The 13,375-nt window shown below is 68.9% G+C and carries 12 protein-coding genes, 1 tRNA gene and 2 pseudogenes; 7 read left to right on the forward strand and 8 right to left on the reverse strand.

Annotation, left to right across the window (positions count from 1 at the left end; all coding sequences use genetic code 11):
* Positions 1-162 precede the first annotated feature (162 nt).
* Positions 163-432 carry a DUF3761 domain-containing protein gene (locus ABZ915_RS47460; protein ID WP_361817339.1) on the forward strand — a complete coding sequence of 90 codons (270 nt, stop codon included), beginning with the start codon at positions 163-165 and terminating at the stop codon, positions 430-432.
* Between the two features lie 239 nt (positions 433-671).
* Here ABZ915_RS47460 and ABZ915_RS47465 read toward each other — a convergent pair whose 3' ends face one another.
* On the reverse strand, positions 672-968 hold the full coding sequence (locus tag ABZ915_RS47465; protein WP_361817365.1) for an FG-GAP repeat protein: 297 nt from the start codon (positions 966-968) through the stop codon (positions 672-674).
* Complete coding sequence (locus ABZ915_RS47470; protein WP_361817342.1) at positions 940-2,004, reverse strand: FG-GAP repeat protein; 1,065 nt, start codon at positions 2,002-2,004, stop codon at positions 940-942. Before ABZ915_RS47470 ends, ABZ915_RS47465 begins: the two co-directional genes overlap by 29 nt.
* Before the next feature lie 760 nt (positions 2,005-2,764).
* Here ABZ915_RS47470 and ABZ915_RS47475 point away from each other — a divergent pair.
* Positions 2,765-3,280 carry a hypothetical protein gene (locus ABZ915_RS47475; protein ID WP_361817345.1) on the forward strand — a complete coding sequence of 172 codons (516 nt, stop codon included), beginning with the start codon at positions 2,765-2,767 and terminating at the stop codon, positions 3,278-3,280.
* Positions 3,281-3,547: 267 nt separating this feature from the next.
* Here ABZ915_RS47475 and ABZ915_RS47480 read toward each other — a convergent pair.
* Both ABZ915_RS47480 and ABZ915_RS47485 read right to left on the reverse strand, forming a co-directional pair.
* A tRNA-Met gene (locus ABZ915_RS47480) sits at positions 3,548-3,621 on the reverse strand.
* The gene (locus tag ABZ915_RS47485) at positions 3,583-4,569 is read right to left on the reverse strand and encodes a replication-relaxation family protein (RefSeq protein WP_361817368.1); all 987 of its coding nucleotides are present in this window, start codon (positions 4,567-4,569) and stop codon (positions 3,583-3,585) included. The genes ABZ915_RS47480 and ABZ915_RS47485 overlap by 39 nt, the downstream gene beginning before the upstream one ends.
* 158 nt (positions 4,570-4,727) lie before the next feature.
* Between ABZ915_RS47485 and ABZ915_RS47490 the strand changes: the two genes are divergently transcribed.
* Positions 4,728-5,342, forward strand: coding sequence for a hypothetical protein (locus ABZ915_RS47490; protein ID WP_361817347.1), 615 nt, complete (start codon positions 4,728-4,730; stop codon positions 5,340-5,342).
* Between the two features lie 57 nt (positions 5,343-5,399).
* Here the strand turns inward: ABZ915_RS47490 and ABZ915_RS47495 are convergent, their stop codons facing one another.
* Together ABZ915_RS47495 and ABZ915_RS47500 are read right to left on the reverse strand one after the other, a co-directional pair.
* Positions 5,400-6,749, reverse strand: coding sequence for a NucA/NucB deoxyribonuclease domain-containing protein (locus tag ABZ915_RS47495; protein ID WP_361817349.1), 1,350 nt, complete (start codon positions 6,747-6,749; stop codon positions 5,400-5,402).
* A gap of 414 nt (positions 6,750-7,163) precedes the next feature.
* Positions 7,164-7,316 (reverse strand): annotated as a pseudogene (locus tag ABZ915_RS47500) (DUF6207 family protein); the annotation flags it as partial.
* Between the two features lie 248 nt (positions 7,317-7,564).
* On the opposite strand from ABZ915_RS47500, the gene ABZ915_RS47505 reads away from it, so the two are divergent.
* Positions 7,565-8,092, forward strand: a complete 528-nt coding sequence (locus tag ABZ915_RS47505; RefSeq protein ID WP_361817352.1) for a hypothetical protein — start codon at positions 7,565-7,567, stop codon at positions 8,090-8,092.
* A gap of 218 nt (positions 8,093-8,310) precedes the next feature.
* On the opposite strand, the gene ABZ915_RS47510 is transcribed toward ABZ915_RS47505, so the two are convergent.
* Together ABZ915_RS47510 and ABZ915_RS47515 are read right to left on the reverse strand one after the other, a co-directional pair.
* On the reverse strand, positions 8,311-8,979 hold the full coding sequence (locus tag ABZ915_RS47510; protein ID WP_361817355.1) for a hypothetical protein: 669 nt from the start codon (positions 8,977-8,979) through the stop codon (positions 8,311-8,313).
* A gap of 280 nt (positions 8,980-9,259) precedes the next feature.
* Positions 9,260-9,787: a lamin tail domain-containing protein gene (locus tag ABZ915_RS47515; RefSeq protein WP_361817357.1), complete on the reverse strand. Its 528-nt coding sequence runs from the start codon at positions 9,785-9,787 to the stop codon at positions 9,260-9,262.
* 491 nt (positions 9,788-10,278) lie between these two features.
* Here ABZ915_RS47515 and fxsT point away from each other — a divergent pair, with 491 nt between their 5' ends.
* The 3 genes and pseudogenes from fxsT to ABZ915_RS47530 all read left to right on the forward strand — a co-directional run.
* Entirely contained in the window at positions 10,279-12,483 is a 2,205-nt protein-coding gene (gene fxsT / locus ABZ915_RS47520) for an FxSxx-COOH system tetratricopeptide repeat protein (RefSeq protein WP_361817360.1), read from the forward strand.
* A 66-nt stretch (positions 12,484-12,549) separates the two neighbouring features.
* Positions 12,550-12,896: pseudogene (locus ABZ915_RS47525) on the forward strand (GNAT family protein).
* Between the two features lie 265 nt (positions 12,897-13,161).
* Positions 13,162-13,375, forward strand: a 214-nt coding sequence (locus tag ABZ915_RS47530; protein ID WP_361817363.1) for a transposase, incomplete at its 3' end; no start/stop codon positions are given.

A 13,375-nucleotide genomic window follows, 5' to 3' on the forward strand; every position in this document is an offset into this window, starting at 1 on the left:
GAGAGGCCCAGGAGCGAGCCGCCTCCCCTGCCCCCGTCCTCTGACGGGCGCCGGGCACATCGGCCCGAACGCGGGGTAAAGAGGTACAAAGCTACGCGAGGAGGCAGTTCAGAGCGCTATAGGCTCCCGCTGCACTTGCTCAGCTTCACAAGGGGGGATCCTTTGCGCACTCGTCTTGCTGCCTGCGCCGTAGCTGTCGCCGTCGCTGGCGTCTTCTTCAACGCGCCGACCGCTTCCGCGGCGACGCTGCCGTCGACCAACACCGCTCACCACTGCGTCCACCACACCACCGGCGCCTGCGGGTGGACGCACCACAAGAGGCCCGCGGACAAGTACGAGACCGCGAAGTGCAAGGACGCTGCCCTGTCCTACTCGCGGCACTCCCAAGGCACCTGCTCCCACCACCACGGCGTCCGCTACTGGTTCAAGTAGAACGCCCCCGACAACGCCTGGTGGTGCGGTGCCCGGAGGCTTTTGGGCGCCGCACCAGTGCACGCTCATTCACCGGCCGGCGCTGGACGTCGGCCGTGGGTTCAGTGGCGGTGCCCGCCACGATGGCCGGCGCAGCCTGTCCGCAGCCGCGACCCTCGAGGCACAGCACCGCAGGGGCACGCGGTGCGGGCCAGTGTGCAAGGGGCGGGTGGCCGGCACCGCGTGTGAACGCGTGCCGTTCAGATGACTCCGAGGAGTCCGTTGCCGCCCAGGAGGGTGTTGTCCTTCTGCGGGAAGCCGACGGACGGGGCGGTGATCATGCGGCTGTCCTTGGCGGTGGGGCCGTCGGTGCCGCCGGGGAGGACCCAGACGGCGCCGGTGGAGCTGTTCTTCTCCGCGGCGCTGATGAAGAGTTCCGGTTTGCCGTCCTTGTTGATGTCGCCGACGGCGACGGTGGTGCCGAATGCGTCCTCGCTCTCGCCGACTCCGGGGATGTGGGCGGTGTCCTCAGTGAAGGCGTAGGCACCGCCGCCCAGGGGCCCCGGTGCGGCGGCCGGGGATGACCGTCACCTGACCGGCGTTCCTGCGGTCCGTGTCCTCCATCGGTGAGCCGACCACGAGGTCCGCCAGCCCGTCACGGTTCAGGTCGGCCACCGTGAGGGCACCGCCGAATCTGTCCTCCTTCTCGCTCGCACCAGGAACACCAGGGGTGTTCTGGGTCAGCTGCACCGGTTTCGCCTCCCGCGCGATGCCGTGCGCCGAGCCGTACCAGAGCAGCACCCGGCCGCCGAGCGCACCGTCCACTCCGGCCCTGTCCGGCTCGTCCGGGTCTCCCACCACGAGATCGGCGTATCCGTCGCCGTTGACATCCCCGGTGGCCGCGATCAGGCCGTTGCCCGTCTGCTGCGCGCCGCCGATGACGGGGTCGATGTACACCTCGCCGCCGCTCAGCCCGCTCAGCCGGACCGTGACGGCCACCTCGTCCGGGAGACCGGCGCGGTCGAAATCGCCCAGCGCGACGCTGCCGACGGAAGCGGTGTCCCGGTTCTCCACGGCCTCGCCATAGGTGCCGCGGCGGCTGAACGGCCCCGTGAAGCGCATTGACCCCTCGTACCCGGCGACGAGCACCTCGGTCTTCGCGCCCGGGCCGGTGCTGAGCGCTGCCACGTCGAGGCCGTAATACGCACCGGCCGTGGTCGCCGGCAGATCGGTGCCGGAGGTCAGCCCGTTCTTACTGCCCCACAGGACCGTCACCGTGCCGGCGTCCTCGCCGCGGGCGGTGTCCTCGTACGGTGCGGAGACCACCAGGTCCGCATAGCCGTCCCGGTTCAGATCGGCCGTCGCGGTGGCGGCACCGAAGCCGTCGTCCGCCTCGGCCGTCCCCGGCACACCTGCGGTGTTCTGCGTGATCGTCGCCCGCCGCGACGTCGACAGCCCCGACCTCGATCCGTAAAGCACGACCACGGCACCGGCTCCCCGCTTGCCGGCCACGTTCGCCCCCGGCGCAGGCAGCACGGCGTCGCGGTAACCATCGCCGTTGAAGTCACCGGGCACCGCCCCGTGCACAGCCACCGCCGGCATAGCCGACAGCAGCGGAGCACCCACGACGACGGCGACCAGAAACGCTCCCGCTCTCCAACCACCGTACAAGCCACGTCTGTTCACCATCAGACTGGATTCCCCTCCCCCTCGACACACCTGGCGTGCGCCACAGTCAGGGCATCGTAAAGGCAGCCCCGCGAAGCACCCCAAGCCGCCCCCGGAGGACCCCTCGCGCCCAGTGATCAGAGAGCGCTGAGCAAGCCCCGAACCACGAAGTGTGACGCAACCGTGTCCCCCCGCAGGGCGGCCAATGGTCGACGGGTCGCCGGGGGCGCGGTGGGCGAGCACGGCCCGCTTCAGCTGCATGGCGGAGGTGGTGTGGACGCACCGGGCGAGCACGTTCAGTCCGCGTGCACCCGCGGGCCGCGAGAGCGGCGTCGCCGCACTGCCGTCGACGGCCGGCCCCCAGCCATGCCAGAACACCTCAAGCTCCGGCACGGGGTTCGAGCCCCCCAGGCCCGCCCGAGCGCCGGGCCCACGAACACAGCAGGCACCGGTGAACCTCGAGCCGCCTCTCCAGCGGACTGGCCTCTGCTGTGGCTGTGAATGACGCCCAACTCTGCGGCGAAACACGGAAGTCCGGAAAGACTTGCTCAGGCCGAGGTAAGGACTGCACAGGTCACTTCCTGTTCACCTCACAGATCTACTCGCATAGACGCAGGGGTGGTGTCATGCCGTCAGCCGCCCGGCACCCCCGCCCGGGCCAACCCCCCCTGCTGGAGACCCCCACATGCGCCGCTTCACCGCCGCCACCACCGCACTGGCCCTCGCGACCGCCGGCCTCATCGCCGCTACAGCCGGCACCGCCCAGGCCTCCACCTGCTCCCACGCCTACCTGCCGCTGCCCGACTCCACCTGCACGCCCGGCGCCTACAACCCCGACGTCACCCAGTCCACCATCGACAGCACCATCTGCGTCTCCGGCTGGACCGCCACCGTCCGCCCCCCGACCTCCTACACCAACCCCCTCAAAGCCCAAGGCATCACCGACTACGGCTACACCGACACCACCATGGCCGACTACGAAGAAGACCACCTCGTCCCCCTCGAACTCGGCGGCGCACCCCGCACCCCCGGCAACCTCTGGCCCGAGCCCTACACCGGCACCCAGACCGCCCACTCCAAAGACGGCATCGAAACGAAACTGAAGAACGCCGTCTGCGCCGGCACCATCACCCTCTCCGCCGCCCGCAGCGCCATCAAGAACAACTGGACCACCGCCCTGCAGACCACCGGAATCGGCTGACCCCGCCAACCGCCGGGACATCCAGACCGCCGCTCCACGACAGCGTTCGGCCCCGCGCGGCCGACGAAGCGAGCACGGGGCCATCACCCGGCAGTCCTGTCAGCGCCGAGCACCACAAACCTACGAGACAGCGGCCCCGAGCAGCGCACCGAAAGGGCCAGCAGAGTGACCGCCGAGCCCGAGCCGCACACCCGTCGGCTGCGGATTGGCCGGAGCAGGCGGAAACGGCGAAGGGCCCGGCAGGAATGCCAGGCCCTTCGGCTCTCGTAGCGGGAGCAGGATTTGAACCTGCGACCTCTGGGTTATGAGCCCAGCGAGCTACCGAGCTGCTCCACCCCGCGTCGGTACCTCCACCCTAGGCCATCCCTTCCACCCGGGCAGCCGAATTTCTTCTGCGCGGGGCAGTCCCGCCGCCTCCAGTCAGCCGGCGCGGGGCCGGGTTCAGTTGGTACAGGTGTCCAGCATGGCCGGCCGAAGCGCCGGAAGACCGCTCCGGCCGGGCCGTGCTCCTGGAGGTGCTTCATGCCGGTGACCACGATGGGCAGCTTGCCGTCGTATATGTGGAAGCTGCCCTCGTACGCGGTGCCCTGCCAGTGCCGCTCGGTCAGCTCAGCCAACTGCGCGATGACGGTGTTGGGGTTGCGCGGGTCGATCCGGTTGAAGACGAGCAGCAGCGGCGGGTGCGGCTGGTCGCCGTGGCGGCCGTCGGGGACCCACCAGCGGGTGCGCCACATCGGCCGTTCCTTGCCGTCGGCGTCCTTCACCCTCCGCTGGCAGAATCGCATGTACTTGTCGATCTTCGCGGTGAGGACCTGCGCGGACTCGTAGCAGTTGTCGATCTCCACGAACGGCAGCGGTACCCCGTCCTCGGGCGCGGTGATGACGATGTCGGCCTGGGCGCCGCCCTTGCCGGGGTTGGACCAGGTGCCGGTCGCGGGCAGCGCCACCTCGGTTGTGTAGGAGGCGATGGTGCCCAGCCCGTCCGACGCGTCGACGGCGGCCTGGGCGGCGACGACGTCGGCTGGCTCGTTGACGAGCTGGGACAGGTCCGGCTTCGGGCGTAGCAGGGCGAGCACGGCTTCGTTGACCGTCATCGGGTGGGAGGCGGTGCGGGCCTGCTTCCGCTTCGAGGGCGTCGGCCTGTCGCTGTGCCGGTAGCTCAGGTGCAGGGCCGCGATCTGCTGGATCTGTTCGACCGTCGCGACCTTCGGCACCCCGAGCACGCGCAGCACGTCACCGCGCAGGTTGTTCGAGGACCCCGCCGGGTTCTCTTCACGCGTCCCTGCCATCAGCTGCGCTCTCTCCCCGTCGCCTGGCGTGCGCGGCCACCGGCCGGGCGCCGGCCGCGCCCGGCCGCAGAGGGCATCCGGTACCTGGACCCTTATCTCCTCCTCCCTGGCCGACACTGATACTGCGCGACGGCTCCATTCCTGAAAGGCTTCATGGCATGCCAGAGATCAGCGGGGTTGGTGCAGTCAGCATCGAGTACAGCCACTTCTCAGTTGGCGAGCAGTGGGAACGCGGTTTTGCGCGCAGGGATAGCGAGCCGGATTTTCAGACCGACGAACGGGTAATCGTCGTGCCTGGCCAGCTCGTCGTGACGTCGCGGGTTCAGGAGCACACTGCGCCGGTCGTCCTTGCTGTCAACGACCAACTGGACGTGGCGCCGGGGCCGGCCTGGACCCTGGTCGCTTCGGTGGACTACCAGCCGGTCTACAAGGGCCGCATGGCAGCGTTTGACACGATGAACGGCCCAGCCCAGCCGGCCCGTGAATCGGTTGAGGCGTTCGGTCGGCGAGTCGAACCGGGTGAGCCATTTGTAGACTTGGACCCGTCTCGTACCTACCGCGCGCAAGTGTGGTCACAGGGTCGGAGCGACTCCCGGGAACGGTTCAACGCGGCCATGGAACGCACGGAATGGGGCGTTCATGAAGGTTTCGAGACGTATGTGATTGTCTTCGTGCCCTCCGGAACGCAGGAACCGCCGGCCCCTTCCGAAACCAGGAGCCAACGAGAGCGCATGGCCCGTCCAAACAGGAAGCCTCCACTGAACACGCGCTGAGCCATCCAGCAGGTCGAGGGCGGCCCGACGGGCCGCCCTCGTTCCGGCGCAGGCCGGTTAGTTCACGAAGATGCCATAGGCATTGTTGTGCAGGATCCGGTCACTGCCGTACCAGTCGGACAGCTCCGATCCCGCCTTGCTGTTCTCGGCTCCCGGCACGTAGCGCACGGAGAAGTTCCCGTCGCCCACGCCGGCGCCTTCCATTGTCGAGGCGAAGGGGAATTCGTCGCACTGGTAGCTGTCGTTGGGACGACTCAGGCCCCGGCACGCGGCGTCCTTGGCGTTTCGGTTCTTGCGTGCCGTCTCGGCTGCGGCAGCGTCGTACTTGGCCCAGTTGCGATGCAGGGGCGGTCGGCCGTTCCAGACGTCGCCCGGGATGACCTTGTTGGCCTTTTGCGGGTAGGTGGTCTGCGGCCTGTACAGCGCGTCGTAGACATGGTTCGCGACGCCCTTGGTGTCGCTCTTGGCGCGGTCATAGGAGAACACTGGTACGACCCGGTCGAAGATCACTCCCTCGTCGTAGAACTTGCTGCCGAGAGACTTCGAGGAGTCGAAGCGCAGGCCGTTCACGGGGCCGCTGCTCCACGGCGTGGTTGCGCCGTCGCCGGTGACCTTCCAGTTGTGCTGGTACACGCAGGTGGCGATGTCGTCGGGACCTGTGCCGGAGCCCTTGGCCGACACCAGGCCGTAGGCGATGTATTCATCGCGCCAGGCGCCGACTATCTCGGTGAAGGGGTTTGAGGAGATGTCGGTGACCTTGCAGGAGTTGGAGGACGGCCAGCCCGCCTGCGTCACCTCGAAGCTCATCAGCGCGGAGTCGTTGAACACGCCGGATGACGTGAGCTGGTCGGTGTGGTCTTCGATGGTCGCGTCCCGCATGTTGTTCGAACCGGTGCCGATCTCGGTCTCGCGGAACCGGACCATTCCTTCGACCTCGCCCTGGCCGTTGAGCTTGATGGCCGTGTTGTAGCCCCAGCGGCAGAAGCTGAAGTGGTTGATCACCTTGCCGGCGGTTGTGTGCGCGTCCGGCATCGCTCGGCACTGTTCCTTGGTGAGCGCCGCAGCGGTGAGTATGCGCTTCTTAGCGGCGTCGTTGCCGGACTCGGCGACGTACTTCTGGCCGCCCTCCTGAGCGATCATTTGCTCCTGAGCCTCGCTGGACGGTTGCGGAGCCTGGGGCGCCTCGCTGGTCTGCAACCTCTGAGCGGAGATGGACGAGCGTTGCTTGGCGAGGGTGCTTTGATACTTGGCGCCCAGCGGCATGTCGATGGGCTTGCTGGAACGCAGCCAGATGACCTGCCCCGGACCGCTGTCCGCGCTGGGGGCAGCGTGTGCGCCAGTCCCAGTGAGCATCGCGGCGAGGCTGCCGATACCGAGCGCTATGGCGGTTAAGCGTCTCTTGCGCATCGTGGGTGATCTCCCCTCTCGAGAACGGGAAGATCACCCCATCAGAACTAGAAACATCAGAGCTATGCCCAACACCACGGTTTGCACAGGAACCTCATAGGTTCGGTCAATTGTTCGATCTCAGTAAGTGTTTGAGCTGTCCACATCTCATTCGTGCCTCCTTCATGCGCACAGAGCCCCAGAAGTCCTCTCCCCCTGGTCAGAGCTGCCACAAAACCCCGCTTCGCACCCAGGGGCGGGCGAGGGGGAGTGCGCGGCCGCCATCTACGCCCCTGAGCGGCGCACGCGGCAGCCGGGATCAGCCACCAAGAACCGGGCGCAAACCACCCTTACTTGGCAACAAGCCGTGTACAGCCCCTCCCAGGGCTGCGCCTCTCGAGCCCGTCAGATGCGCCACCGTACGGCGCGCGGTCGTCACTGTGATGCGGCTGCGCTGACCTCCGGCGCGGCGTCGGCCGGCGCCGGGGCCAAGTCGGTGGGCTGACGCAGGTCCAGGTAGCAGCGCAGCCGTACACCAGGCTCGCCCGCGTCCCGGGTCGTGTGTCCCGCTGGCACCGTCGCCCACCGGCACGGGCCGTGAAGCCCTCGTAATTCCGTGCGCTGAGGCTCGGTGCCGATCTTGTGGTGGGTGGGACGCACGTAGACCTCGCCGTGCGAGCGATGTGTGGCCGGGTGTCCTTCGCTCTTCTGCACGCCCGCATGCTGACGCGACCATGGCCTGCAGGCAAGAGACCACCAAGCCGAAGAAGCACCTCCACTGTGGCCGCAGGGAGCAGACTGCCGGGGCGCCACGCAAGGCACTTACTGGGGGAATCATGGACGTAATCCCACTCATCAGCACGATCGTTGGCGCGGCCATCGGTATCGGCTCCACGCTGCTGGCCGACCGAACTCGCTGGGCACGCGATCGACGTGAACGCGTAGAACTTGCACAACAACAGCTCCGCGCCGATTTCATCGCAGCCGTGGCTCGCGGCGCGGACATCGTCTGGAACGTCGCACATCAGGACCAGCCCCCAACCGAAGACGGCAATCGGAGCGCACGCGAAGCATTCCGACAGGCGGACCTCTACACCTGGCGCTATCGCATCGCCCTGTCCTCGCCACCAGAGATCGTTGCCGCCAGCGAGAGCCTTCTCGACGCACTGCGTCACTACAGGAACACTGTTGCCGCAGGCGAGCGAAGGAGCAGCGCGCAATACAGCGAGGCCAAAAGCAGCTACTTCGCAGCCGTGGCCGAAGCGATCAACATCCTTCGTGGCAGTCAAGGGCCACTGCCATTCTCGATTCGCCAGTCCGAACGCCGGGCTGGGGTCAAAGCCCCCAACTCTGCCGGACACTAACGACCCGCAGCCTCTCGCATCGCTCCAAGCCACCCGTCGTCCCGAAGCTGCGGACAGAACCGTTCTCAAGAATCGTCATCTTTGGAACAAGGCCGGGCCCGTCGCCACGGGGGAAGGCGACGGGCCCGGTACTCCACGGTGCCACACGCGTCGGAACCGCGCAGTGCCTTCGGCACTCCGTTCAGGCGTGCGGCGCGTGCATGGATCGGGTGCCGTGGTCAGCTGAGGCGGAGGCTGCTGAGCGCCGTGATCCAGTCGCTGACGATGGCGTGCTGCGCCTGGGCGAGGGTGACCTGGCCCGCGCACACCGCGGTGTGCAGCCGGGTCTCCACCGGATCCTTCTTGTTGTTGACGCCGCTGCCCTTCGCGTGGCCGGGGTCGGCCGGCTCAACCCACAGGTTGCGGGCATCGTTGGGGTCGCCGCCCAGCTGCAACGAGATGAGGTGGTCGTACTCCGCATCCCCCATGCGCCCGGTGTAACCGTAGGAGACGGCGTTCAGCCGCTTCTCCTTGCCAGTGACATAGGTGGAGGGACGCACTCCGGAGGTGTAGCCGCCCCTGCGGCAGATCGTCGACTTCAGATTCCCCTGCGTCACCGCCGGAGAGACCGCGCCCGGCGTGCACGCCGGATCCTCGAGCGGCTCCCCGTGCTCATACCGGTAGTGACAACTGCCCGCAGCCGGCTGCTCCTGCACGCTGTACCTCTTCTGCGGACCCGCCCCCACCGCAATCGCCCGCACCGAAGCACCCGACCCGCCCGGCCCGGATCCAGCAGGCACCGGCGAACGGGACGACGATTCGTACGAGCCGCCCAGCGAGACCGACGAACAGCCCGCCAGCAACAGGCACGTGAGCAGCGCGGACCAAGCGCGGCGGGTGAAGCGCATAACGACCCCTCACAGGCAGGCGAGACAGCTGAGCAGATGCTGCCCTATCACCGGGCGCGCCTACCGAGCGGGGTAGCTCCGCCGGGAACATCGACGCCCGCAGGCGGGGGCGCACGACCGGCGCGGCGGGCCGGACGCCCGGCAGGAGCCCACAAGGCATGCCTTCCTGCCGCTCCGCGCCCCAGCAGACCGGCGGCGCGCCCGCCGGACGAGGGGCGCGCCGCCGGGTGAGGCCGCGTGTGCCGGGGTCGGTGGTCGCCGGCACACGGGAGGGTGGGGGTCAGTGGCGGGCGTCGTGGCGATCGCCACCGCGGCGGTCGCGGTGGTCGCGGTGGTCGCGGCCCCAGGAGTAGTCGTCGACGAAGCGGCCGCGGTCGTTGCGCAGAGTCGCGGTGTCGTGGTCGTTGTTCCACACGTACTGACGGCGGTCCTGGTACAGGTCGGTGTCGCGGTCGCGGCCCTCGCCGGTGTGGATACGGACGGTGGAGCGGCCTTCCAGCCGGTAGTGGTGGAAGGTGTAGGTGTGACCGTCCTCGTCCGACAGCGTCCACCCCTCGAGGTTCACGTCCTGGCGGGCATTGTTGGTGACGTCCACCCATTCCTTGTTCAGGGAGCGGTTGGAGCGGTGATCGCGTCCCGGGGAGTCGTACTGCACGGCGCTGATCACCACATGCTGACGATGCGCACGACCGCGGTCGTGATCGTGGCCGGCGGCTGAGGCCGGCAGGGCGACCGCGCCCACGAGTGCCGCGGCAGCGGCAGCGGCGGCAGCGACACGGCGGGCGGTCACAGAAACGGAAACGGACACAGGATCCCCCTCAGGGCTGGTCCACACCCCCGGCAGGCCACGGCCTTTGGACCGCGAGCCGGAAGTGCGGTGTGCGGGTCGGCGGCCGGTCGGCCGCACACCCACACGTTGCAGCCCATGTGCAGGACGAACGAAGGAAACGCGAGGTCCGTTACGGTCCGTGAATATATCCGTAACTCTTACCTGTAACGTCCATTAATACACGGAATGCGCCATGTTGACGGCCTGCCAGCTCTGTCGGCCGTACGGGTACCGGACCTGGCTCCCGCTCCGCCACATCACGCCACCCCGGCAGCATCCAGGCCTTCACCCGAAAGTGAGTAACAGACGCAGACAGCCCTGGCCAAAGCCTGGACAGCGCAACGCCCCCGCTGCCGAGGACGCACCAGGAGCAGAGCCGATCGAGCGCTGGGCAATCTTGGGGCGGGCGCTCACCATGTCATGCCAGCTGGCGACGTGCCCCGGGGTCGGCCCGGCCGAATGCTGCGGCGGTGGGCAAGACCCAGCTGGCCGCCGACTACGCCCGCCACGCCCAGGAAAAAGGCACGGTCGACGTACTGGTATGGATCACCGCCGGCAACAGCACGGCGATCGCGTCCGGTTACGGACAGGCCGGAATCGAGGTCCTGGGTGCCGATCCGGCCGACCGCCTGGCCGCGGCACGGCAGTTCCTGGCCTGGCTGGAACCCAAGGCTGGGGCCAAGCCGTGCCGGTGGCTGGTCGTGCTGGACGATGTCGCCGACCCGGCGGACCTGACCGGGTGGTGGCCGCCGGCCAGCCCGCACGGCCGGATCCTGGTCACCACCCGCCGCCGGGATGCGGCCCTGACCGGTTACGGCCGCCGCCTGGTCGAGATCGGGCTGTTCAGCCGGGTCGAGGCGGTCGCCTACCTGACCGACGTTCTGGCCGCCCACGAGCGCACCGAACCCGCCGATCAGCTCGGCGCACTCGCCGATGACCTGGGGTGTCTGCCGCTGGCCCTGTCCCAGGCCGCCGCCTACCTCGCCGACACCCTCCTGGCCTGCGCCGACTACCGGGCCCTGCTGGCCGACCGAGCTACCACCCTGGCCGATGCTGTCCCCAACGCGCTGCCTGACGGCCAGACCTTCACCGTCGCCGCGGCCTGGTCGCTGTCCATCGACCGCGCCGATGCCCTCCGCCCCGTCGGCCTGGCCCGCCCCATGCTGCACCTGGCCGCTTTCCTCGACGCCAACGGCATCCCAGAAGCGGTCTTGACTAGCAAGCCTGCCCTCTCCTATGTCGCCGCGCACCGCAGCCCCGCCGACGGAGAAAGCACCCTGCCTGACAGCAGCCCGGTCCTGGGCCGACACGTGGCCGATGCGCTGCGGGCCCTGCACCAGCTCCACCTCATCGACCACACCCCTGGCATCCCGCAGCAGAGTGTCCGTGTCCACCAGCTCGTCCAGCGTGCCGCCCGCGACACCCTCGCTCCCCGCCAGTACGAGCAGACCGCCCGCGCCGCCGCAGACGCCCTGCTCGCCGCCTGGCCCGACATCGAACGCGACGGAGCCCTCGCCGAGACCCTGCGCGCCAACACCACCGCCCTCACCGCCTGCGCCGACGACGTCCTCCACCGGCCCGATGTGCATGAGGTGCTCTATCTTGCGGGCAACAGTCTGGGCCAGACCGGGCAGGTCACGGCAGCCCGCAGTCACTTCCTGCACCTCCTCAACGCCACCCGCCACCATCTCGGCGCTGACCACCCCGACACCCTCACCACCCGGCATGACCTGGCCTACTGGCGGGGAAAATCTGGGGACGCGGCTGGTGCCGCCGCTGCCTTCGCCGACCTGCTCCACGATGTGGTGCAGGTGCTGGGCGCCGACCACCCCAGCACCCTCGCCACCCGGCACAATCTGGCCCGGTGGCGGGGGGAGGCGGGGAATGCAACGGGTGCCGCCGCCGCCTTCGCCGACCTGCTGGAGCCCATGATGCGGGTGCGGGGCCCCGACCACCCCCACACCCTCACCACCCGGCATTACCTGGCTCGGTGGCGGGGAGAGGCCGGGGATACGGCGGGTGCCGCCGCAGCCCTCGCCGACCTGCTCCACGATGTGGTGCGGGTGCTGGGCGCCGACCACCCCCACACCCTCATCACCCGGCATGAACTCGCCCGGTGGCGGGGGGAGGCGGGGGACGCGGCGGGTGCCGCCGCAGCCCTCGCCAACGTGCTGAACGACCGGGTGCGGGTGCTGGGCGCCGACCACCCCCACACCTTCGCCACCCGGCATGACCTGGCTCGGTGGCAGGGGGAAGCTGGGGACGCGGCGGGTGCCGCCGCCGCCTTCGCCGACCTGCTCCACGATGTGGTGCAGGTGCTGGGCGCCGACCACCCCGACACCCTCGTCACCCGGACCGGCCTGGCCCGGTGGCGGGGAGAGGCCGGGGACGCGGCCGGTGCCGCCGCAGCCCTCGCCGACCTGCTCGACGATGTGGTGCAGGTGCTGGGCGCCGACCACCCCGACACCCTCGTCACCCGGGCCGGCCTGGCCCGGTGGCGGGGGGAGGCGGGGGACGCGGCGGGTGCCGCCGCAGCCCTCGCCGACGTGCTGAACGACCGGGTGCGGGTGCTGGGCGCCGACCACCCTCACACCCTCACCACCCGGCATGAATTAGCCCGATGGCAGGGAGAGGCAGGGGAGGCTGCCGGGCCGCCACCCTCGTCGAACTACTGAACCAGGCGCGTGAAGAGCTGCTTTGCGACCTTGACGTGCGTAGTCACCGCCGAGAGACCATGGTCCATGGCACGCGCTCTGTCGACGCCGCCCGTCATTCCCTCCGGCTTCCTCGCCGCCTCCCCCCAACCCGTGCTTCCCGCCACCGGGGACCTACTGTTACGCCCCTGGGAACCAGCCGACGCACCAGCATTCCTCTCCGCTTATCGCGCGCCCTCACGGCACTCACCGTCTGGGCCCTGGACGAGATCGGCTTCCACCGCCTGCATCTGGACCACTCACCACGCAACCATGCCTCCTGCAAAGTCGCCACCACATCCGGCTACCTCCTGGAAGGCACCAAGCGCAGCGCCGCCGTCCACGACGACGGCCGACACGACATGCACCTGCACGCCCGCATCCGAGGCGACTGAGCCTGTCCGATCAATTACGTGCGGAGCCAGATGATCGTCTGAGCGCAGAATGGGGGGCCAGATCAACGTGCTCCAGGACAACCGGGGCTGGGATGACAGCGTCGGCGTACTTCACGCTGCAGACGGGCGGCGGTGAGGTTCCGGCGGGGATGCCGAGCGGGTCTCCAGAGGGTGTCGCCGCTGTGGGAGAGAAGTCCGTACGCCGGCAGCCGTTGCAGTACTAGGGTCCGTCTTCAAAGATCATCGGGTGGGGGATCATGGTGGGGTGATACGTCGCCATGAACTCACCGATCAGGAGTGGGAGTTACTCGCTCCTCTCATTCCGCGGGCCGCGACAGGTCGTCCGCGCGTGGAGGATCGGCAGGTCGTCAACGGGATGGTCTTCAAGATCCGAACCGGGATCTCCTGGCGCGACCTGCCGGAACGTTATGGCTCATGGCAGACGGTCTACACCCGCTTCCGCCGCTACGCCCTGGACG

The organism is Streptomyces sp. NPDC046915, assembly GCF_040644935.1.
Lineage (GTDB): Bacteria > Actinomycetota > Actinomycetes > Streptomycetales > Streptomycetaceae > Streptomyces.